The organism is Cetobacterium somerae (assembly GCF_022430525.1).
In the GTDB taxonomy this organism is placed as follows: domain Bacteria; phylum Fusobacteriota; class Fusobacteriia; order Fusobacteriales; family Fusobacteriaceae; genus Cetobacterium_A.
Genome location: NZ_CP092519.1, coordinates 1,469,992 through 1,492,143 on the forward strand (window position 1 = coordinate 1,469,992; position 22,152 = coordinate 1,492,143).

The 22,152-nt window shown below is 28.1% G+C and carries 21 protein-coding genes and 1 rRNA gene; 12 read left to right on the forward strand and 10 right to left on the reverse strand.

Features of this window, described 5'->3' with window-relative positions; genetic code table 11:
- Positions 1 to 6: 6 nt before the first annotated feature.
- Entirely contained in the window at positions 7 to 189 is a 183-nt protein-coding gene (locus MKD34_RS06725) for a hypothetical protein (protein ID WP_240218819.1), read from the reverse strand.
- Positions 190 to 336: 147 nt separating this feature from the next.
- On the opposite strand from MKD34_RS06725, the gene MKD34_RS06730 reads away from it, so the two are divergent.
- From MKD34_RS06730 to rrf, 12 genes are all read left to right on the forward strand, one after another.
- Positions 337 to 720 carry a GrdX family protein gene (locus MKD34_RS06730; RefSeq protein WP_240218820.1) on the forward strand — a complete coding sequence of 128 codons (384 nt, stop codon included), beginning with the start codon at positions 337 to 339 and terminating at the stop codon, positions 718 to 720.
- 109 nt (positions 721 to 829) lie between these two features.
- Positions 830 to 1,699: an RNase adapter RapZ gene (gene rapZ / locus MKD34_RS06735; protein ID WP_240218821.1), complete on the forward strand. Its 870-nt coding sequence runs from the start codon at positions 830 to 832 to the stop codon at positions 1,697 to 1,699.
- Between the two features lie 9 nt (positions 1,700 to 1,708).
- Positions 1,709 to 3,475 (forward strand): excinuclease ABC subunit UvrC, encoded by a 1,767-nt coding sequence (gene uvrC, locus MKD34_RS06740; RefSeq protein ID WP_407933862.1) that lies wholly within the window; start codon positions 1,709 to 1,711, stop codon positions 3,473 to 3,475.
- Between the two features lie 4 nt (positions 3,476 to 3,479).
- On the forward strand, positions 3,480 to 4,412 hold the full coding sequence (locus tag MKD34_RS06745; RefSeq protein ID WP_240218823.1) for a hypothetical protein: 933 nt from the start codon (positions 3,480 to 3,482) through the stop codon (positions 4,410 to 4,412).
- Positions 4,413 to 5,924: a PP2C family protein-serine/threonine phosphatase gene (locus MKD34_RS06750; protein ID WP_240218824.1), complete on the forward strand. Its 1,512-nt coding sequence runs from the start codon at positions 4,413 to 4,415 to the stop codon at positions 5,922 to 5,924.
- 88 nt (positions 5,925 to 6,012) lie between these two features.
- A complete protein-coding gene (locus MKD34_RS06755) occupies positions 6,013 to 7,533 on the forward strand; it encodes an ABC transporter ATP-binding protein (protein WP_282441575.1) in 1,521 nt (506 codons plus the stop codon).
- Entirely contained in the window at positions 7,526 to 8,575 is a 1,050-nt protein-coding gene (locus MKD34_RS06760) for an ABC transporter permease (protein ID WP_040406654.1), read from the forward strand. The genes MKD34_RS06755 and MKD34_RS06760 overlap by 8 nt, the downstream gene beginning before the upstream one ends.
- The gene (locus tag MKD34_RS06765; RefSeq protein WP_023050170.1) at positions 8,575 to 9,456 is read left to right on the forward strand and encodes an ABC transporter permease; all 882 of its coding nucleotides are present in this window, start codon (positions 8,575 to 8,577) and stop codon (positions 9,454 to 9,456) included. Before MKD34_RS06760 ends, MKD34_RS06765 begins: the two co-directional genes overlap by 1 nt.
- 21 nt (positions 9,457 to 9,477) lie before the next feature.
- Positions 9,478 to 10,386: a DUF1385 domain-containing protein gene (locus tag MKD34_RS06770; protein ID WP_040406652.1), complete on the forward strand. Its 909-nt coding sequence runs from the start codon at positions 9,478 to 9,480 to the stop codon at positions 10,384 to 10,386.
- Between the two features lie 131 nt (positions 10,387 to 10,517).
- Positions 10,518 to 10,820, forward strand: a complete 303-nt coding sequence (locus MKD34_RS06775) for a cysteine-rich small domain-containing protein (RefSeq protein ID WP_023050168.1) — start codon at positions 10,518 to 10,520, stop codon at positions 10,818 to 10,820.
- Between the two features lie 31 nt (positions 10,821 to 10,851).
- Positions 10,852 to 13,422 carry an ATP-dependent chaperone ClpB gene (gene clpB, locus MKD34_RS06780; RefSeq protein ID WP_240218825.1) on the forward strand — a complete coding sequence of 857 codons (2,571 nt, stop codon included), beginning with the start codon at positions 10,852 to 10,854 and terminating at the stop codon, positions 13,420 to 13,422.
- A 65-nt stretch (positions 13,423 to 13,487) separates the two neighbouring features.
- Positions 13,488 to 13,604 (forward strand): 5S ribosomal RNA (rrf, locus tag MKD34_RS06785).
- A gap of 78 nt (positions 13,605 to 13,682) precedes the next feature.
- Here rrf and MKD34_RS06790 read toward each other — a convergent pair.
- The 9 genes from MKD34_RS06790 to MKD34_RS06830 form a co-directional block, all read right to left on the reverse strand.
- Positions 13,683 to 14,003 (reverse strand): cell division protein SepF, encoded by a 321-nt coding sequence (locus MKD34_RS06790; protein ID WP_240218826.1) that lies wholly within the window; start codon positions 14,001 to 14,003, stop codon positions 13,683 to 13,685.
- 37 nt (positions 14,004 to 14,040) lie between these two features.
- Positions 14,041 to 14,982 carry a DHH family phosphoesterase gene (locus MKD34_RS06795; RefSeq protein ID WP_240218827.1) on the reverse strand — a complete coding sequence of 314 codons (942 nt, stop codon included), beginning with the start codon at positions 14,980 to 14,982 and terminating at the stop codon, positions 14,041 to 14,043.
- Complete coding sequence (locus MKD34_RS06800; protein ID WP_240218828.1) at positions 14,982 to 15,884, reverse strand: YitT family protein; 903 nt, start codon at positions 15,882 to 15,884, stop codon at positions 14,982 to 14,984. Before MKD34_RS06800 ends, MKD34_RS06795 begins: the two co-directional genes overlap by 1 nt.
- 17 nt (positions 15,885 to 15,901) lie before the next feature.
- Positions 15,902 to 17,824 (reverse strand): HPr(Ser) kinase/phosphatase, encoded by a 1,923-nt coding sequence (gene hprK, locus MKD34_RS06805; RefSeq protein ID WP_240218829.1) that lies wholly within the window; start codon positions 17,822 to 17,824, stop codon positions 15,902 to 15,904.
- 11 nt (positions 17,825 to 17,835) lie between these two features.
- Positions 17,836 to 18,024, reverse strand: a complete 189-nt coding sequence (locus MKD34_RS06810) for a hypothetical protein (protein ID WP_240218830.1) — start codon at positions 18,022 to 18,024, stop codon at positions 17,836 to 17,838.
- Positions 18,024 to 19,259, reverse strand: coding sequence for a bifunctional folylpolyglutamate synthase/dihydrofolate synthase (locus tag MKD34_RS06815; RefSeq protein WP_240218831.1), 1,236 nt, complete (start codon positions 19,257 to 19,259; stop codon positions 18,024 to 18,026). The genes MKD34_RS06810 and MKD34_RS06815 overlap by 1 nt, the downstream gene beginning before the upstream one ends.
- 23 nt (positions 19,260 to 19,282) lie before the next feature.
- Positions 19,283 to 19,978, reverse strand: coding sequence for a 5'-methylthioadenosine/adenosylhomocysteine nucleosidase (locus tag MKD34_RS06820; RefSeq protein ID WP_023050160.1), 696 nt, complete (start codon positions 19,976 to 19,978; stop codon positions 19,283 to 19,285).
- Positions 19,979 to 19,986: 8 nt separating this feature from the next.
- Entirely contained in the window at positions 19,987 to 20,862 is an 876-nt protein-coding gene (locus tag MKD34_RS06825) for a lysophospholipid acyltransferase family protein (protein ID WP_240218832.1), read from the reverse strand.
- Positions 20,863 to 20,964: 102 nt separating this feature from the next.
- A complete protein-coding gene (locus MKD34_RS06830; RefSeq protein WP_240218833.1) occupies positions 20,965 to 22,149 on the reverse strand; it encodes a L,D-transpeptidase family protein in 1,185 nt (394 codons plus the stop codon).
- Between the last annotated feature and the right edge of the window lie 3 nt (positions 22,150 to 22,152).

The following is a 22,152-nucleotide window of genomic DNA, read 5'->3' on the forward strand; positions in this document are numbered from 1 at the left end:
AACCTCCTAAATTTTTTGCATAAAAAAAGGAATATGAAAATCATATTCCTTGTCTATATAAATATTAAAATTAAAAACTAATAAATTTAAAAACATAAATAAATTATTAATAAATGAAATAAATAAATTTAAAAACGACAAATAGTTTTTCTTTTTTTTCTTAATTTTTGTGCCATTTTTAAAAAACATATTCCATCCTCCTTTTTTTTGCTCTGAGAAAGAGTATATACTAATTTTAAAAAGTTGTCAATTTTTATTTTTTTACTCTTGATATATTATGATTTACGTTGTAATATTACTACTGAAAAATCATACACATAAAACGGGAGGTTTTTTATGGATTATAAAATCGTTACCAATAATAATAAAGTTTTCAATTTTTTCAAAGAAACAGATAATGTAGTTTATTTAGAAGGATATAATATTGAAAAAGTTCTAAATTTTATCGAACAAAAATGTTTAGAAGGACATAGATTATTAAGTGACCCTATTTTATATAATTTAGAAAATCTAGATAATCCTTTTAAATCAATTTTAATAACAGATAAACAAATTGAGGACAATACTCACTCAATTAAAATAATTGTTGGTGTTTTAGATATTATTAAAAAAGTTAATTTTACACCTAAAGAAGTTCAAGACGAAATCTCTTTAGAAGAATTTAGATTTGTTGATTTAAATTTAATTAGAGATAGTATCACAAAAATTAGTTTACTTTAAATTACATTATTTTGGATAGGATTAAGTCCTATCCATTTTTTATTTTTTTATATAATTTTAATCTTTATTATTGTATAATAAAGTAAAACATATTTGGAGGAAATATATCATGGAGCTAATCATTTTAACTGGACTTAGCGGCTCTGGAAAGTCCACTGGTTTAAAAACTTTAGAAGATTTAGGTTTTTTTACAATGGACAATATTCCATTTCGATTTGCAGGAGTAATTTTAAAAGATTTAAAGAATTCTACTAAGGGAAACGGTGTAAAGCGAATTGCTTTAGGTTTAGATATTAGAACAATTATCAACGAAAATGATTTTAATACTTTTTTTAACGAAATCGATAATCTAAATATCGATTATAAAATAATCTTTTTAGAAGCATCTACACAATCTATTTTAAATAGATATAATTTAACTCGAAGAAAACATCCTTTAACAAAAGAAACTCTTTTACAAAGCATCGAGGATGAAATTTTTCTTATGGAGGATATTAAAGATAAAGCTAATCTTATTATAGATACTAGTTTTTTAAGTGCTAAAGAACTTTCTAGAAAAATCGAACTTGCTGTAGCATCTTTTTCAAAAAATATTCTTTTAAATATTCATTTACAATCATTTGGTTTTAAACATGGAGTTCCCATTGACGCTGATATGATTTTTGATGTTAGAACTCTTCCAAATCCATATTACTTAGAAGAACTAAGAGAAAAAACTGGCTTAAATGATGAGGTTTACGATTATGTTATGAGTTTTGAAACTTCAAGAATTCTTTATGATAAAATTTTAGATTTAATTACTTTTTTAATTCCAGGTTATATAAAGGATGAAAAAAGACACTTAACAATAGGAATTGGTTGTAGTGGTGGAAAACATAGATCTGTTTCATTTGTTAGAAAACTTGAAAAAGATTTAAAAAATATTAATGAAGTTAACATTTTTTCTATTCATAGAGAAAATGAGAGAGGAAATTGGTAAGATGATATGATAACTATTTTTAATAAAGAGATTCCAGCTAATCCTGGAGTTTACTTGATGAAAAATAACTCCAAAGTCATATATGTTGGTAAAGCTAAGAACTTATCTAAAAGGGTTTCTTCTTATTTCAATAGAGATCATCAAGATGAAAAAACCAAAGAGCTTGTCAAACATATTGATGACTTAGATTTTATAATCTGCAATACAGAAATCGATGCTCTAATTTTAGAAAATAATCTGATAAAAAAATATTCTCCCAAATATAATATTAGTTTAAAAGATGAAAAAACTTATCCATATTTGTTAATTACAAATGAAATTTTTCCTAAAATATCCATCGTTAGAACTACTAAAAAATTAAATCTTAACTCAGGTGATTATTTTGGACCATACCCTTATGGTGCGTGGAATTTAAAAAAAACGCTTTCAAAATTTTATCAAATTAGAGATTGTAATCGAGATATGGAAAAAATTTATCCTCGACCTTGTTTAAAATTTTATATGAAACTTTGCAGTGGCCCTTGTATAGATAAATCTATCATCTCTAAGTACCAGGAAAATATAAAAGATATAAAAGAAATTTTAAAGGGAAATACTAAAACTATTTTAGAAAAACTTCAAATTCAAATGACTCATGCTGCTGAAAATATGGAGTTTGAAAAAGCTATTTTTCTTAGAGAACAAAAAAAAGAAATTGAAACAAATATTCAAACTCAAATAAGTGATGCTAATAACTCTATTGACGAAGATATTTTTACATTTAGCCTTGAGGATAATAAGATTTTTTTATGTGTTTTAAATATTCGAGATGGAAAAATTTTAGGTAAAAATTTCCATGTAATTAATTTAGAATATAAATTCTACGATGATATTTTAGAAGAGATTCTTATGACTTATTACTCTAAATTTCCTATTCCCAAAAATATTATTTTCCAAGAAAATTTAGAAAATTCTCAAGATAAAATTAACACTTTATTTCAAAATATTTTTAGTAAGAAACTCTCTTTCTTCTTCCCTAAAATTAAATCTAGGAGAAAAGAGTTATTAGATATGGGATTACTTAATTTAAAAAAAGATACTGATAATTTTTATAATAAAAAATCTATTATCGAAAAAGGATTAAATGATCTATATATAAAATTAAAATTAAAAAGATTTCCATTTAAAATTGAATGTTTTGATATTTCTAATATTCAAGGTAAGGATGCTGTAGCCTCAATGAGTGTCTCTGTAGAAGGACGTAAAGCTAAGAAATTTTATAGAAAATTCAAAATTACAACTAAGGATACTCCTGACGATTTTCAAATGATGAGAGAAGTTATTGAAAGAAGATATAGTAAACTTCCTATTAATGAATTTCCTGATGTTATTTTAATTGATGGTGGACTTGGACAAATTAATGCTGTTGGTGAAATTTTAAAAGGAATTGGTAGGGATGGAATATCCGAACTTCTAAGTATCGCAAAAAAAGAAGAGGAAATTTATAAATATACAGAAAATACGCCATATGTATTTTCTAAAAGTGATGAAGCATTAAAAATTTTACAAAGAGTTCGAGATGAAGCTCATCGATTTGGAGTTACTTATCATAGATTACTTAGAAATAAAAGAGTTATCTCTAGCGAACTAGATAACATCCCTGGAATTGGTCCTAAAAGGAAAGAACTTCTCTTAAAAACTTTTGGATCTGTTAAACAAATAAAAAATGCTACTTTAGGTGAACTCGAAGAAATAATTCCAAGACACCTAGCCTTAAAAATAAAGGAGATGATTTAATATTATGAAAAAAATTATTTTACTTTTTTCTTTAATTACTCTTGTCGGTTGTTCTCAATTCTCTAGTAGAAAAGATCAAAGCCAAAACATTGTATTTCAAAATTCTGTTCCTCAAGGAAAATATAACTTCACAATAATTTCCTTAAATTATCCTCAAAGTTATAGCGATAAAATATCTTTTTACAAAACTTTAGATTCAAATTTATCTAATTTAAATGATGTTCAAGCGAATGGAATTAATCTTCTTATTTCAAATGAAATGAATAAAGATTTTTCTTCTCTTTTAAATACTGGATGGTTTGATAAAGAAATTTTAGGTATGAAAGTTGTTGAAGATCTTACAAATGATGATGTTAATTATTTAAATACAATTACTGTTTCAACACCTGAAAATGCTGGTAATTTACAAAAACTTTTAAACAGACAATATTACTTATTACTACAACTTACTGATAACGAATACATGTATAACTCAGAATTTTTATATACTGAGCTTGATAAAAGTCTTCTTATGGAAAGCGTCTTATTAAATAGGAAATCTTTAATTGATAACTTAAATAAAATTAAAAAGAATTTTGTTTATTCTATGCATAATGATATAGCTAATGCTCCTTTGTACTCTTCAAGCGAAAATATTAACTTGAAAAACTTTCCCAATAATCCTGTTATTTTTGAGAAGTCAGTTAATAATTCTGGATTTAAAGTTCTTTCTGACAATTTAATTATTTTTGTTGGAAATGGAAAGAATATTTATTCAACTGAAAATTATGATTTTACAGCTAATATAGTAACTCCAAATTCTTTAGATGAACTAAAAAATATCTCTAAAGACTCTACTGGAGTATCTAGAATTTTAAAATGGAAAAGAAAAGAATGGAGAAAAAATTCAACTAATGAAAATTTAGAAAAAAAATTCTCTGCTTGGGAGGAGAATTAATTGATTACATATTTTTCTTTTATTATTTTATTTTTTATATTCTTTTTAATTTTAAAAAAGCAAGAGAAAAAAAACTTTGAAGAGACAAGTAAAATTTTAAAAAGTTTTGTCAGTAAAGAATTTTTAAATGATATATCAGAAGATTTAAAAAATGACTATGAAAGAGCTACTACAGCTATTACAAAACAAGATTTAGAATTAGATAACTCTATTGAAGAACTTAGAGAATATAAAAAAGAACTTGAAGTTACCTATGAATCTCTTTTAACTAAATCTAAACAACTTGAATATAGTAACCAAGTTCTAGAGCAAAGAGTTGCTAGTTTATCCAATATCAACTCGCTTTCGAGAACTGTTTTATCCATAATGGAATTAGATAAAATTATCTCTACTATTTTGGATGCTTACTTTGTTCTAACTGGAGCTAAAAGAATTTCTCTTTATTTATGGGAAGATGGTAAACTAATCAACAAAAGGATTAAAGGAGAGATTCATTTTAGAGGAGAATTAAGTTATCCTCAAGAAGTTCTATCACAATTTACACGAAAAGATTATAAAAAAATATATAACGAAATGCTAAAAGGATTTTCTATTACACCAGATGAAAAAATAATAGCTTCTCCTCTTACAGTTAAAGGAAAAGAGCTTGGAGTTATTTTTATAATTGAGGATAAATCAAAACTTATTAAAAGTGATGAAGAAACTATCTCAGCTTTAACTATTCAAGTTGCTATAGCTATCAATAACGCACAGATTTACTCTGATCTAGTTATTAAAGAAAGAATGTCTCAAGAACTTGAAGTAGCATCAAGAATTCAAAAAAGAATTATCCCTAAGAAAATTAAAAAAGTTTTAGGACTTGATGTAGCAACATTTTTTGAACCAGCGAAAGAAATCGGTGGAGATTACTATGACTACTCTCTTTTAGATAGTAATACTTTTAGCATTACTATCGCTGATGTAAGCGGAAAAGGAGTTCCAGCAGCTTTCCTGATGGCATTAGGTCGATCTGTTTTAAAAACTTTAGAGCTTCAAGGAGAACAACCTTCTTGTAATGTAAGAAAACTTAATAAGCTTATCTATCCTGATATTACAGAAGATATGTTCATTACAATGATGCATAGTAAATATGATTATAATACCAAAACTATTACATATTCAAATGCTGGTCATAATCCTTTAGTTGTATATAATAGTATTACTCAACAAATTGAAACTCATTCTGTTAAGGGAGTAGCAATTGGATTTTTAGATGATTATAGCTATAAACAAGATAAAATTCACCTTAATATTGGTGATATCGTTATCTATTATACTGATGGAATTAGTGAAGCTGAAAATCAAGATAAAGAACTATTTGGAATAGAGAGACTTAAAAATGTTCTGTTAGAAAGCTCTCATCTTTCTTCAAAAGAGATAAAACAAAATTTACTGTCTGAAATTAATAAATTTCAAAACGGTTGTGAACAAAATGATGATATTACATTTGTTATAATAAAAAGAGAAGAATAAAAAAAGTTGACTACTTTAATATAACATAATATAATTTTATAAGGTTATTTTTTAAATTAACCTTGAATAAATTTAGGGAGGATTCTAAGTGAATAATTATATCTTAGAAATGCAACACATCAGAAAAACTTTCTTAGATGGAAAAGTTATCGCAAACGACGATATTACTTTGAAAATCTTAAAAGGTGAAAAACACGCTATTGTTGGTGAAAATGGAGCAGGAAAATCAACACTTATGAAAATGTTAAACGGTCTTTATACTCCTACTTCTGGTAAAATTTTTTATCACGGAGAAGAAGTGCAAATAGATTCACCTAGTAAAGCTGCTGAATTAGGAATTGGTATGGTTTATCAACACTTTATGTTAGTTCCTACTTTAACTGTTGCTGAAAATATGATTTTAGGTGTTGAACCTAAAAAAGGTTTATCTTTAGACATCAATAAAGCTAGACAAGATGTTATTGATGTTTCAAAAAAATATGGACTTGCTATTAATCCTGATGCATTAGTATCAGATTTATCAATCGGTATGCAGCAAAGAGTGGAGATTTTGAAAATACTTTTTAAAGGAGCAAATCTATTAGTATTTGATGAACCTACTGCTGTTTTAACTCCACAAGAGATTAAAGAACTTTATAAGATTATGGATAATCTTATTGCTGAAGGGAAAACTATTATCTTTATATCACATAAACTTCAAGAAGTTTTAGATATTTCAGATAATATCACAGTTATTAGAAGGGGTAAAGATATTGCAAATTTCCCTACTAAAGAAGCTACTAAAGAGAAAATTGCAAATGCTATGGTTGGAAGAGCTGTACTTTTCACTACAGAAAGACCTGAGGTTGAAATCGGTGAAGTTGTTCTTTCTGTAAAAGATGTCAGTGTTAAAGATCATCACGATGTAATAAAAGTTAATAACGCCTCTTTTGAAATAAGAAAAGGAGAAGTTTTAGGAATTGCTGGAGTTGAGGGTAGTGGACAAACTGAACTTGTTGAAGCTCTTACTGGACTTAAAGAAATCTACTCTGGTGAAATGATCCTTGATAATGTTATCTTAAAAAAGAAAACACCTAGAAAAATATCTCAACTGGGATTAGCTCATATTCCAGAAGATAGACATAAAAGAGCTGCGGTATCACAATTTAGTGTTATGGAAAATTTTGCTCTTGGTCTTGAAAGAGATGAGTATTCTAAATTTGGACTTTTAAATTTTTCTAAATTGAGAAAAGATGCAGAAATGTTTATGGAAAAATATGATGTTAGACCTAGAAGTGTTGATACTGAGTTTGGTAGACTTTCTGGTGGAAATCAGCAAAAAATTATAGTTGCTAGAGAGCTAGAAAAGAAAAACAATAACCTTATTATTGCTGGACAACCTACTAGAGGAGTTGATATCGGTGCTATCGAATCAATCCATAAACTAATTTTAAATGAAAAAGCAAAAGGGAAAGCTGTTATGGTTGTTTCCTCTGAATTATCTGAAATTCTGAATCTTTCAGATAAAATTGCAGTTATGTGTGCTGGAAAGATAACGGGAATTCTTTCTAGAGAAGAAGCAAATGAAGAAAAAATTGGAATACTTATGGCGGGTGGTAAACTTGATTAAAAACAAAAAAGTTTTAAATATTCTTGTACCTATTATAGCAGTTTTATTAGCTCTATTAATTGGTGCAGGTATTATTCTGTATATGGGTGAAAATCCTGTAAAAGCTTATTATTATTTATTTACTGGAGCATTTGATGGACTTACTCCTATTGCAAGAACACTTTTAGAAGCAACTCCACTTATCTTTACAGGACTTGGAGTTTTAGTTGCATTTAAAGGTGGTATGTTTAACATTGGTGCTCAAGGACAGATGACTATGGCAGGACTTACTGCTGCTGCTCTTGGTGGTTTTGTTGCTAATATTTTTATAAGCAATGTTTTTGTTATATTACTAATAGGTGGCTTAGCTGGTTTCCTTTGGGCTGCAATTGCCGGTTGGTTAAAAGCTGAACTTGGAGTTCATGAGGTTATATCTACAATTATGCTAAACTATATCGCAGTTAGTTTTGAGCAATACTGTTTAAACTATCCACTAAAGGCTCCTGGATTTAATCCTCAAACTCCTGCAGTTGCTGAAGCTGCAAGACTAGGAAAATTATTAGATGTTAGAGTTCCTTTAAATTATGGATTTATTCTTGCCTTAGTTGCAGTATTTTTAGTTTGGTTTATTTTAGAAAAAACAGTTTTAGGATATCATATTAAAGCTGTTGGTTTTAATCCTACTGCTGCTGAAAATAATGGAATAAATGTAAAAAAAATCATCATTTTAACTCTTGGTATATCAGGATTCCTTGCTGGTCTTGGTGGTGTTGAAAGAGTTCTTGGTGGTGTTGGTCAATATGCTTATAAGACAGGATTAACTGCTACTTATGGATTTGATGGAATTGCAGTTGCCCTTCTTGGAAAAAATACTCCTATCGGTGCTTTATTGGCTGCTATTTTATTTGCTGCTCTTAGAGTTGGTGGTAGAGCTATGCAATTTAATACAAGTATTCCAAGCCAGATGGTTATAATGATTCAAGCTATTATTATTTTATTAATTGCTGCTGAAAATATGATTAGATCTTGGTTAGAAAAAGGTTCAAAAGGAGGAGCTGAGTAATGGTAAGTATTATTATAAGTTTAATTTTAGCCACAATCAGACAAGCTGCTCCAATTCTTATAACAGCTATTGGTGGAATGTTTTCTGAAGTTTGTGGAGTTGTTAATATTGGTCTTGAGGGAATGATGCTTATTGGTGCTTTCTCTTCAGCTGTTGTTTCTTATTATACAGGAAGTTGGGTTCTAGGAATTTTAGCTGGTGCTATATCTGGTGGATTAATTGCTCTAGTTCATGCTATAATAAGTATTAAATATAGAGGTAATCAAACTGTATCTGGTGTTGCTATCAACCTTTTTGCATCTGGATTCACTATTTTCATGCTAAGAGTTCTATTTGAACAGGCATCTAATAGTCCATCTGCAACTAGAATTCCATTACTATTTGACTTCTCTTTATTAATTTATATTATTTACGGATTAGCTATTTGGTCTGGTTACTTTTTATATAAAACAGTTACTGGTCTTAGAATGAGAGCCGTTGGAGAGTATCCTTTAGCTGCTGATACTGTTGGTATTAGTGTTGCTAAAGTTAGATATTTTGGTGTTGTTATGTCTGGTGTTTTTGCTGGTCTTGGTGGAACATATTTAGCTATTGGAGCTCTTAGTCAGTTTTCAAAAGAGATGTCAGCTGGAAGAGGATTTATTGCCCTTGCTGCTCTTGTTTTTGGAAAGTGGAAACCAAAAGGTGTTCTATTTGCTAGTTTATTATTTGGATTTGCAGATGCAGCTCAAACTGTTATTCAACAATATGTAACATTTATTCCTCCACAGTTCATCCAAATGATTCCATACTTATTAACTCTTCTAGCTCTTGCTGGAGTAGTTGGAAAAGCAGTTGCACCAAGTGCTTCTGGAAAACCTTATGACAAAAATACAATCTAATTAAATTTATGGATGGTGACAATGAGTAAAGAAAAATTTTCAAGCGTAGGTGGACAAGCAGTTATAGAGGGAGTTATGATGAGAAATGCAGATCTTCTTGCTACAGCTGTTAGAAAACCCAATGGTGATATAGTTTATAAAAAAACAAAAATATCGAAGAGTAGAAATAAACTTTCTACTATCCCTTTTATCAGAGGTGCAATAACTCTATTTGACTCTTTAGTACTAGGAGTTAAGGAGCTTACTTTTTCAGCTAATCAAGCTGAAGTAGAAGAAGAGCAATTATCTCAAAAAGAGGCTGTTATGACTACCATTGTTTCTTTAGCTTTGGGAATTGGTCTTTTTATTGTTCTTCCCTCTGTTATAAGTAGTTTTTTATTTAGAGATAATAAAATTCATAGTAATCTTTTAGAAGCTGGTTTAAGACTTTCTTTCTTTGTGCTATATATATTTTTGATTTCTTTTTCAAAAGATATTCAAAGAGTTTTTCAATATCATGGTGCTGAGCATAAATCAATTTATGCATATGAGCAGCATTTAGAGTTAACTCCTGAAAATGCAAAGAAATTTACAACACTACACCCTAGATGTGGTACTAGTTTCTTATTAATTGTTATGTTTATTGCAATTATCGTTTTTACTGGTCTTGATTTTATACTACCTCCTCCAACTAGTTTTGTAACAAAACTTTTTACTAAAGTTATTTTAAGAGTTCTTTTTATGCCTCTAATAGCAGGTATATCTTATGAACTTCAAAGATACACTAGTAATCATTTGGATAACTGGTTAGTTAAATTAATTGCTGCACCTGGAATGGCTCTTCAAAGAATAACAACAAAAGAACCTGATCTTCAGCAATTAGAAGTAGCTATTGTTGCTATTAAGGTAGTTTTAAATGAACCCGTTGAAAATGCTATAGAAGTGTATTAATATAATATATTAAACATTTAAAAACAGTCTAAATTTTTTATTTAGACTGTTTTTTTGTTTATTTCTCTTGATTTAATTATTCAAGAGTAGTATATTTTAGATATAGATTTTTTATTTATTTGGGAGGGATTATGAACTATAAATTTAATCAAAATAAAAATTGTGAATTTTTTCCATGTCATAAAATGGAGAATACTGAGAACTTTAACTGTTTATTTTGTTATTGTCCACTTTATATGCTAGGAAATGAGTGCGGAGGTAAGTATAAATATACAGCTGGTGGAATTAAAGATTGTTCTGACTGCATTCTTCCTCATATAAAAGATGTTGGTTACGATCATATACAAAAGAAAATGATGGAAGTCATTGAAATTGTTAGAAATGAACATCTAAAAGAGATTGGAGAAGAGGACAAAATAATCAGCTTAAAATAATTTAATTATCTTTTATTAAGAGGTGATATTTATGAATCCGAATAATTTTACAGAAAACTCGATGCTTGCATTAACTGATGCACAAACTATTGCTCAAACTTATATGCAGCAAAGCATTAAACCCGAAATTTTAGCACTAGCTTTAGTTGCTCATAAAGAGGGATTAATTGTTAGAGTTTTAACAAAAATGGGAGTTAATACAAATTCTTTACAAAATAGTTTAGAAGATCTTTGTAATAAACTTCCAAAAATTCAAGGAGCTACTAATACTTCAATTGGATTAGACTCTAAAACAAATGAAATTTTAATGGAAGCTCAAAAGCTTATGCAATTAATGGGAGATTCATATATTAGTGTAGAACATATATTTCTCTCTTTACTTGACAACACTAGTTTTTTAGCAAAATTAGGAATTGACCGTATTCTATTTGAAAAAACTATTTTAGAGATTAGAGGAAATAAAAAAGTTGATTCTCCTAATCCTGAAGTTAAATATGAAGTTTTAGAAAAATATGGTCGAGATTTAGTTGAGTTAGCTCGTCAAGGTAAAATTGACCCTATTATAGGTCGTGATAGTGAAATTAGAAGAACTATCCAAATTATTTCTAGAAGAACTAAGAACAATCCCGTATTAATTGGTGAACCTGGAGTAGGTAAAACTGCTATTGCTGAAGGTTTTGCACAAAGAATATTAAATGGAGACGTTCCAGACTCTTTAAAAAATAAAAAGGTTTTCTCTTTAGATATGGGTTCACTAATTGCTGGTGCTAAATTTAGAGGAGAATTTGAAGAGCGTTTAAAAGCTGTTTTAAAAGAAGTTGAAGATTCTAACGGTGAAATTATTCTATTTATAGATGAAATACATACAATCGTTGGAGCTGGAAAATCTGATGGTGCCATGGATGCTGGTAACTTACTAAAACCTATGTTAGCAAGAGGAGAAATAAAAGTTATTGGAGCAACAACATTAGATGAATATAGAAAATATATTGAAAAAGATCCAGCTTTAGAGAGACGTTTCCAAGTAGTTATGGTTAATGAACCAACTGTTGAAGATACAATCTCTATTTTAAGAGGTATCAAAGAGAAATTTGAAGTTTATCATGGTATAAGAATAACTGATGGTGCTATTGTTGAGGCTGCTGTTCTTAGTCATAGATATATTCCTGATAGACAATTGCCTGATAAAGCAATTGACCTTATAGATGAAGCTGCAGCTATGATTAGAACAGAGATGGACTCTATGCCAGAAGAGTTAGATCAATTAACAAGAAAAGTTATGCAATTGGAAATTGAAAAGGAAGCTCTAAAAAAAGAAACTGATCCGTATTCTAAAGAAAGACTAGAAATTTTAGAAAAAGAACTTTCTAGCTTAACAGAACAGAAATCACTTTTAAAAGCACAATGGGAAAACGAAAAACAAGATTTAAATAAAGTTAAAGATATTAAAGCTGAAATTGAAAAAGTTAAACTTGAAATTTTAGAAGCTGAAAGAAAATACGATTTAAATAGATTAGCTGAATTGAAATATGGTAAATTAGCTACTCTTGAAAAAGAACTTATAAAAGAGCAAGAGCGCCTTGAAGAAGTTCCAATTAATAAACTTGTTAAACAAGAAGTTGGAGTTGAAGAAATTTCAGAAGTTATATCTAAATGGACAGGTATTCCACTTTCTAAACTTATGGAAAGTGAAAAGGAGAAACTTTTAAAATTAGAAGATAACTTAAATGCTAGAGTTATTGGACAAGAAGAAGCTGTTAAAGCCGTATCTGAAACTATTTTAAGAGCTCGTGCTGGACTTAAAGACCCTAATAGACCAATTGGATCTTTCGTATTTTTAGGACCTACTGGTGTTGGTAAAACTTACTTAGCTAAATCTCTAGCTTACTTCCTATTTGATGATGAAGAAAATGTAATAAGAATAGATATGAGTGAATATATGGATAAATTTTCGGTTACTAGATTAATTGGTGCCCCTCCAGGATATGTTGGTTATGAAGAGGGTGGACAGTTAACTGAAGTAGTTAGAAGAAAACCATACTCTGTTATTCTTTTCGATGAAATTGAAAAAGCTCATCCTGATACTTTCAATATACTTTTACAGGTTTTAGATGATGGTAGATTAACTGATGGCCAAGGAAAAGTTGTTGACTTTAAAAATACTTTAATTATTATGACATCTAATATTGGAAGTCATTTAATTTTAGAAGACCCTAGTTTAAAAGAGGAAACTAGATTTAATATTAATCAAATGCTCCTTTCTAATTTTAGACCTGAATTTTTAAATAGAATAGATGAAACTATAATATTTAGAGGTCTTGGACTTAAAGAGATTAAAAATATTGTTCGTCAACTTTTAAAAGCTTTAGAAAATAAATTAAAAGATAGAAAAATCAATTTTAAAATTACTGATAATGCTGCTGAATTTTTAGCTAAAACTGCATATGATCCTCAATTTGGTGCTAGACCATTAAGAAGATATATTCAAAAATATATTGAAACTGAAATAGCTAAAATTATCTTAAAAGGAGATGTTAAAGAAAGAGAAACTGTCGAAGTTGACTATAAAGATGAAGAACTTATCTTTAATATTATTCATTAGAAAAAATGGACTTCGGTCCATTTTTTTTGTTGACATTTTATAAAAAAAATGGTATTATTATATAGCTTGGCAACGATAGCTACGGAGGTACACCCAGTAACATTTCGAACCTGGAAGTTAAGCCCGTAAACGCCGAAAGTACTTGGGGGGCAGCCCCCTGGGAGGATAGGTAGTTGCCAAGCTTTTTTATTGGCTGATTAAATAAAAAACTAAAAATATCTTAGTGTAAAAAAAGGGACTTTAAAAAGTCCCTTTTTTATTTATCTTCTATGGTATCTTGGAATAATCTCTTCCTCTTCATCAAATCTTGGATTTGTTATATTATTTGATAAATCTTTATAATCTAACTCATATGACTTATTTTTTGGAATTGAACAATATATTTTATCTCCTGGATTAATTATTTGTCCCTCTTGTATATGTACAGCCCCGCTAATAAAATCTAGAACTCTCTGAGATTTCTCAGAATCTAAATCACATAAATTTATATGAACTATCTTTTCAGACTTTATATGCTCTACGCATTTTAAACAATCCTCGAATCTAGTGGGCTTTAAAAAAATTATATCAAAATCTGCCATTTACATACCCTCCTTTTTTTATAAAATTATACACTATTTATAAGTTTTCTACTACTTTTTTTATAATTTCCTCTAGTGAAAGCTCTGTTGTAAATCCAGCTGCTTTTATATGTCCTCCACCACCAAAAATTCCTGCTATTTTATTTACATCTACATCATGTTTACTTCTTAAACTTCCTTTTATTTTTCCACTTTCCTCTTCTCTTAAAAATAAAGAAACTTCACTACCACTATAGTTAATTAATTCTTCTACAATGCCTTCTGTATCATCTTTTATAGCATTTAAATTTTTTAATGCTTCATACGATAAATAAAAATACATTAATTTCTTTTCCTCTACAAAGACCATTTCACTTAATGCTTTTCCTAGAACCCTCATTCTTTCATAAGATTTTGTTTTAAAAAAATCATTTACAATTTTATTGTTGTTTACACCTATTCTCATTAATTCAGAAGCTACCAAAAATGTTTTATCTGTTACATTACTATGAGCAAAGTTTCCTGTATCATTTACTAATCCTAAATAAATTGCTTCACCCATTTCTAAAGTAATCTCTATATTCAAGTCTTTTAAAATTGAATACATAATTTCCGAAGTTGAAGAAATATCTTTCACTACATTTATATCTCCATACTTTGGATTACTTATGTGGTGATCTATATTTATTTTAAATATATCTCCTATTAATTTCGCAACTTTCCCAACTCTTTCCACTGTAGCAGAATCTACAAAAATAGCTAAATCATAATTTGGATTTATGACATCCTCTGTTTTTTTTATTTTGTCACATCCCTTTAAAAATGCTATATTCTTTGGAACATCATCTTGTAAAACAAAATCTATTTGTTTCTCTGGATATTTTTTTTCAAGTCCTAATAAAAGAGCTAATCCAGCCCCTACTGTATCTCCATCTGGGTTTACATGGCCTACAATAATTATATTATTGCTTTGCTCTATCTTTTCCTTTATTTCTTTCATTATTTTTCCTTTCTATTTTTTAAAGCACTATCTATATCGAAAGTATAACCTCTGCCTAATACTTCATGAACATCTGAAACAACAACAAAAGCCTCTTTATCAACCTCTGTTATAAGTTCTTTTAATAAAAATATTTCTCTATTTCTAAGAACTGTTGTTACAACATCTCTTCTATTTTTTGAATATAATGCTTCTGCTTGATAATAGTTTCCTGTTTTTCCTAAATCCTCAACAATTATTTTTCGCACTTTTTCAACTTCAGAAGTCACTATATAGGCCATTTTTGCGTTACCTAAACCATTAATTAACTTATTTATAACTATTCCTGTTGCATATAAATTTATTAATGCATACAATGCTTTTTCTGCACCAAAAATATATGCAGCTAGTAAAACTACTGTTGAATCTATTAGTATTAATGCTTGACCTATTGGAATTCTAAAAAATTTATTTAAAATTCCTGAAATTATGTCACTCCCACCTGTTGTTCCACCATTTTTTATAACTGTTCCTAATCCAATTCCCATTAAAAGTCCTCCATATAGAGTTCCTAGAAAAATATTACTGGGATTAGTAAAATCTATAATCTTATCTATTTCAGGTATAATCTTTTTTATTAATTCAACATTCAAAGATAAAAATGAAATTCCAGCTAAAGTTTTAGCTCCATAAGATTTTCCAAAAATTTTAACTCCTATTATAAATAGTGGTATATTTATAACAAATATTAATGTCCCTACAGGTATTCCTGTTATATAGTTTATTAAGATTGAAAGACCTGTTGCTCCACCTGGTGCCAAATTAGATGGGACTAAGAATGCATTTATAGCTATTGAAGCAATTAATGTCCCTATATAAATATAAATATACTCTCTCAAAATCTTAAATTTATTTCTTTTCAATTTAAATCCCCCGATTCTTAATCATTATAATTTTTATTTTTTAATTCTTTCAAGTAAACTTCTTCTGAGTTATACCCCATTCTCTTAGCCATAAGATTCATTACAGCTATCTCCACCATTGCAGCTGCATTTCTTCCAGAAGAGATATAAAGTTTTATTTTAGGAATTTCATTTCCTAATAAGACCTCTGTTGACTCTTGATAATCCATAGCTGTTAAATAATCTTCACTTTTTAATTCTTGAAGCTCAATTATCATATCAAGTCTTTTGCTAATTCTTACTGCCCCAACACCGTATAATGCTTTAACATCTATAATTCCTAATCCACGTATCTCCATAAAATATGGTAACTTTGATGCTCTTCCTGTTATATCACCTATCACACCTTTTTCAAATCTAACTGAATCATCTGCTATTAACCTATGCCCTCTATGAATAAGTTCTAAAGCAGTTTCACTTTTTCCAATTCCACTTTTTCCAGTTAACAAAACACCAAAACCATATAACTCTACAAAAACTCCATGAACTGATGTTGAAGGTGCAAAGTAATTTTCTAAATAAGCACTAAATGTAGCCACAACATGACTTGGTCTATCTAATTTTGTTTCTAATAATATAATTTTCTTTTCAATAATTTTATTTAAAAAATAATCGGGAATATTTTTTACTCCAGAAATTATAATAGCTGGAAAATCTTCATCTAAATATCTTTCTAAATTTTTTTCTTTATCTATTGTTGGTATACTATCTAAATATTTAAATTCAGTTTCTGTAAATAATTGCAATCCTTTATATCCGTCCTCACCATACATATCGAAATAACCAGTAAGAGCTAAAGATGGTCTGTAAACTCCTGTTGTTGTTATGTACTTATTATCTAAAAACTCTTCTCCATTTAAAACATTTAAATTAAATCTAGATTTTATATATCTAACTGGCATACTTGTTTTATCATTCACAACTAAACCTCTCTTTTTATTTTCTCTGTTTTCTTCAATTAACTTTTTAGATTCTTTCCAAAAATACTCTGCTGAATTTACTCCTGTTTTTTTCAATCGATAATTTATTGCTGCTGTTTCAATTATAATAGCTAAATTTCTCCCTTTTCTTACAGGTAATGTTACTTTCGGTATTTTAAATCCTAAGAATTCTTCATATACTTCATCTAATCCTAGCCTATCATAAAATTTTCTCTCATCCCACTTTTCAAGTTCAATTAATAAAGTAATTTTTTTTCTTTTTCTTGTGCTTTTTATTCCAAAATGTGTCGTAACATCTATATCATTACCATCTTTTCCAAAAAGATAGAAGTGACTATCACCATTTTCTTTATCTGCTGTATTAGATCCTAATATAAATCTATTAGCTATATTTTGAACTTTTAATCTAGTATCTGTTATAAATTTATGTCCTCTTTCTAAAAGTTCAACTGTTGCACCAAGTCTAGCATCTTCATATCCTTTTAAAAGTATTCCAACACCATATATATCAAGTAGTATACAATTATCAATTATAATCTCTTCAGCTAATACTTTTTGTAAATAAAATTTAGCATTCCTTATAAACTCTATAGTTTTATTATTTGATTTTAATACAGGTTTTTTATATCTCTTAGCTATTTCTACTATTTCATCCACTATATTATTTTCTACAGTTACGATTAATGCCGGAAAAGGATAACTTAAATATTTTTCAAGAATCTCTTTTCTTTTTTGTTTTTCCACTCTTTCTAAATACCCAATCTCTTTTCTACCTAAAACATTTATATTACTTTGTAGCTCTTCTCCTTCTGAAAAAAAACCACTTAATTCATAACCAACTCTATAGACACTTTGAGTTTTTATTTCTTTTTCCATATTTACATCTAATAGTGGAATCAACCCCAAAACATTTGCTAAATCATTAACTTTTGGAAATATTCTTGCTCTAATTCTTTCCATTCTAAGCTCCTCTAGTTATTTTTATAGAAATCTTTCTCTCTCTCTTTATATGTTCCATTGATTTTTTCTAAAAACATGTTTTTGTGTTGCTCTCTTTTTATGTATTCATTTCTTAAAATAATTATGTGCTCATATAAAAAATACCCAATCGCCATAACTACTACGAATGTAAAAATCTTAAAAAAAAATCTACCTCTCATTATTTCAATACTTCCTCTTTAAATTTACTCAATAAATAAAATGACCCACAAAGTAAAATGATTTTTTTATTTTCTACTTTAGATAAATTAAATGCTTCAACGATATTCTCTCTATAATCCTTATTTTGTTTATTAGATTTTTCAAATAACTCTAGAGCACTTTGGCCTCGAGGATTTTCAGATAATGATGTAAATATAATTTTACTTACATTTTCTTCTAAAATTTCTAATATTTTTTTAGAATCTTTATCCTTTAATATTGAAACTATTGCCACAATCTCATTTTTTTTAAATCCTTTTTTTAAAGTATCACAAAGTGTTTTCATACCATCTTCATTATGAGCTCCATCTAGTACAATAACATTTTTATCAGTAGATATTATTTCAAATCTACACTGCCATTTTACATTTTCTATACCTTTTTGTATTACATCTGGCTTTATTCCTAACTCACTTAAGACTTCATAAGCACATAAAAAGTTTTTATATTGATAATCTCCAAATAATGAAAAATTATACAATGTATTATTTATTTCAATAACCGTTTTATATTTTGTAAAATCTAAAAAATATTTAAAGTTTTTATATTTCTCAATTACATTTACATATATTTTAGTTTTTTCTTCGATTCCTTTTAGAAATTCTAAATCAGAACTTCCTACAATAACTTTAGAGTTTTTCTTTATTATTCCAGCTTTTTCACAAGCTATTTCATATATATTTTTTCCTAAAAAATCAGTATGATCTAGACTAACATTTGTAATTACACAAATATCTCCCTCAATAACATTAGTTGCATCAAATCGTCCACCCATACCAACTTCTATTACTGCATACTCTACTTTTTTATCAGAAAAATATTTAAACATCATCGCTGTGGTAACTTCAAAAAATGTTGGAGTTAATTTTAAATTTTCAACTATTGATTTTACATAGGCATAATAATATGCTATATCTTTATCGCTTATTTCAATACCATTAATTGATATTCTTTCATTAAATTTTAAAATATGGGGGGATGTATATTTCCCAACTTTTTTTCCATCTTCTATTAATACCTGCTCTATTGTTGTCGATGTTGAGCCTTTTCCATTTGTTCCTGCTACATGAATAGTCTTATAATCTTTTTGAGGATTTCCCATAGCTTCGCAAATATCTTCAATATTTTTCAAACCTAGTTTTATTCCATGCAGTGAATAGGAATATAACTCGTTCAATAGTTTTTCAATATCCATACATTTCCCCCTTAATATACAATTTATATTAGTTCTAACATTCCTTCTATTATTATTTTTGAATTTTGTGCTGCTAATTTCACAAATTCATCAAAATTCATATTTGCATCGTGATTAGCTTTATCTGATATTGATCTTATTATTACAAAAGGTTTGTTTAAAACATAACATACATGAGCTACTGAAGCTCCTTCCATCTCTGTACACTCACCTACAAATGTATCTCTTAACCATTTTATTTTATCGTTTGATGCTACAAATTCATCTCCACTTACAATTGTTCCTGTAAATACTCTTTCTTTTCCAAAATTCTTTTCAGCAACTTTTTTAGCTAATTCTATTAACTCTTTATCAGCTTTAAATTTAGAGTTCTCCATTCTAGGTATTACTCCATAATCATATCCAAATGCTGTACAGTTAAAATCATGCTCTATTAAATCTGTTGATACAACTATATCTCCAATATTTATATCTGGATTCAAGCCTCCAGCTACACCAGTAAATAAAACTTTATCAACTTTAAACTCCTGTATTAATAGTGTTGAACATATTGCTGCATTTACTTTTCCTATTCCACACTCAACCAATACAATCTCTTTTCCTAATAAAGTTCCTCTATAAAACTTATATCCTCCTAGCTCCCTAGTTTCATTTAAAACCATAGCTTCTTTTAATTGAATTACCTCTTCATTCATTGCACCAATTATCCCTAATAACATTTTTCCTCCTAGCCTTTTATATTCTCATTTTTTATTTTTTTATAAAGTTTCCATCTATCATGAAACCACATCCATTGATTTGGATGATTTTTTATTATATTTTCTATTATATTCATCATAAGTTGAGTATTAACTTTAACATCATTTTTAAATGAGTTTGTTCTAACTAACTCTAACTCTTTTGTAAAATATGTTGTGCAAGTGTTATTCTCATGCATTACATTATAACCTATAACTATTGGTAAATTATGTTTTAATGCTATATTTATAGCCCCTGTTGGTGAAACTGTCTCTTCTCCAAAAAAATTTACTGTTGCTCCTTTATCTCTGTGATCTGAAAATAATGCTATTATATTTTTCTCTTCTATCTGTTCCAATAATTCTCTAGATGTTTGCTTAGATTTTTTTAGTAATATTACATTTAATTTTCTTCTTGCTTCTGTTATAAAATTATCTATATATGGATTTCTTTGAGCTTTCGCTACAGTTACACTTTTATATTTCTCACCAGCTTTTAAGGTAGCTTCCATATTTCCCATATGTATAAGAGCAACAACAATTCCATTCCCGTCTTCTTTTACAGAAGATACTCGATTAAAATCCTCTAACTCTACATTTGTTTTTAAATAATCCTCAAACCATAATGTTGAAATAAAGGCTTTTGCCATTATTTTATACGATTCTTTTGCTATTTTTTTTCTTTCTTTATATGTCTTATCTGGAAAAGCCAGCTTTAAATTTGCCAAAGCTATTAATCTTCTCTTTTTTATAAGATAATAACCTAGAATTCCTAACCTCTCAGCAAATTTAAACCTTGTTTTTTCTGGAAATAGAAGTAAAATATAACGAAAAATTTTAAATATTAAATACTGAATTTTATACATTTTTTTATCACCTATCTCTATTAATTTAACAAATTTATTATATCATAGAATAGAAAGTTATGCTATTTTTATAAGAAAGGGTGAGCTTTCGCTCACCCTTCATTAAAATACTATAACCATTACATTCTCATCCGGTCTTTGTTCATTAGATTTTCTATTAACTTTTCCATTTGTTACCCAATCAAAAAGAAATTTAATGTGTGATTCCATATTTCTAATACATTTTCTAGTTCCCTCAACGGTTCCTAATGTTCCATCTTTTTCTCTTAAGAAAAAGTCTCTATTTATATTTTCTTCAAAATTAATTGGTGTTCCATGAATATATCCTCCACCTGAAAAACGTATTGCATATTTTGCCATTCCAGCTGCATTATTATATTCATCTCTATAACCCATCTCATATTTCAAGGCAGGAACTATAAAGTATCCTTTAGGAGTATCAAATCCTAAAGTACTTTCCATACCTGTTTTGTTTAATGTATAAGAGATTAACTCCCACTGACCTTCAGAATTTTTTTGAAAAATACCTTGATTTTCATTTTCTAAGTCAATTACAATAGCTTTTCTAAAGTTTGCATTTACTGCTGGATATCTTGTTATAACATTTTTACTTACTTTTAATGGCTTTTCAGCTATTGAAAGTGCATTTACATATACATCATTTCCACTTGTAGATTCTATTGACATCAATGATCTATCAGGTATAAATATTGTTTCTCCATTATAACTTGCTCTAGCATTTTGATCTGCTGAAACTCCATATTTATCCTTAACTCTACTCATATTTTGATTACTAGGATTTGGAACATACGTATTTATTGATACCAGTTCTTTTCCTTTTGCTGATTCTGATTGTAAAAATTGTGATAACTTATGTAATCTATTGTTCATCTCTTCGAATTTAAATCTTCTTAATGTAACTAACATTGCTGAAATATATCCCTGAACTCTATTTCCATTTTTATCTTTTAACTCTACTTTATACCACTCATTTCCACTCGATTCAACTTTTTCTAAAACTTTTAATTTTGTATTAAATGGAAATCTTACAATCTCTTTAGAATATATTGATGAATCTTGTCTAATTGGTGCATCTACACTTTTTATAAAAACATAGTTTAAATATTCTGGCTCAGCCTCATTATTCATTATATTTACGTGAACACTCATTGGTATTACATTTTCGTACTTCTCTTTTAACGTTTTAGTAACAGCATGAAGTGGTTTTGATAAAAAAGTAAGTCCTAAAATCATAATCCCTAAAGAGATTAATTTGCTTTTTTTCATTAT

Excerpts from the sequence above, each read along its gene's own strand:
- MKD34_RS06825 (WP_240218832.1), bottom strand. The coding sequence starts at position 20,862 with ATGTATAAAATTCAGTATTTAATATTTAAAATTTTTCGTTATATTTTA.
- MKD34_RS06790 (WP_240218826.1), bottom strand. The coding sequence starts at position 14,003 with ATGGCAGATTTTGATATAATTTTTTTAAAGCCCACTAGATTCGAGGAT.
- MKD34_RS06810 (WP_240218830.1), bottom strand. The coding sequence starts at position 18,024 with ATGAGAGGTAGATTTTTTTTTAAGATTTTTACATTCGTAGTAGTTATG.
- MKD34_RS06795 (WP_240218827.1), bottom strand. The coding sequence starts at position 14,982 with ATGAAAGAAATAAAGGAAAAGATAGAGCAAAGCAATAATATAATTATT.
- MKD34_RS06770 (WP_040406652.1), top strand. The coding sequence starts at position 9,478 with ATGAGTAAAGAAAAATTTTCAAGCGTAGGTGGACAAGCAGTTATAGAG.
- MKD34_RS06745 (WP_240218823.1), top strand. The coding sequence starts at position 3,480 with ATGAAAAAAATTATTTTACTTTTTTCTTTAATTACTCTTGTCGGTTGT.
- MKD34_RS06730 (WP_240218820.1), top strand. The coding sequence starts at position 337 with ATGGATTATAAAATCGTTACCAATAATAATAAAGTTTTCAATTTTTTC.
- hprK (WP_240218829.1), bottom strand. The coding sequence starts at position 17,824 with ATGGAAAGAATTAGAGCAAGAATATTTCCAAAAGTTAATGATTTAGCA.
- MKD34_RS06830 (WP_240218833.1), bottom strand. The coding sequence starts at position 22,149 with ATGAAAAAAAGCAAATTAATCTCTTTAGGGATTATGATTTTAGGACTT.
- MKD34_RS06820 (WP_023050160.1), bottom strand. The coding sequence starts at position 19,978 with ATGTTATTAGGGATAATTGGTGCAATGAATGAAGAGGTAATTCAATTA.
- clpB (WP_240218825.1), top strand. The coding sequence starts at position 10,852 with ATGAATCCGAATAATTTTACAGAAAACTCGATGCTTGCATTAACTGAT.
- MKD34_RS06765 (WP_023050170.1), top strand. The coding sequence starts at position 8,575 with ATGGTAAGTATTATTATAAGTTTAATTTTAGCCACAATCAGACAAGCT.
- MKD34_RS06815 (WP_240218831.1), bottom strand. The coding sequence starts at position 19,259 with ATGGATATTGAAAAACTATTGAACGAGTTATATTCCTATTCACTGCAT.
- MKD34_RS06725 (WP_240218819.1), bottom strand. The coding sequence starts at position 189 with ATGTTTTTTAAAAATGGCACAAAAATTAAGAAAAAAAAGAAAAACTAT.
- MKD34_RS06775 (WP_023050168.1), top strand. The coding sequence starts at position 10,518 with ATGAACTATAAATTTAATCAAAATAAAAATTGTGAATTTTTTCCATGT.
- rapZ (WP_240218821.1), top strand. The coding sequence starts at position 830 with ATGGAGCTAATCATTTTAACTGGACTTAGCGGCTCTGGAAAGTCCACT.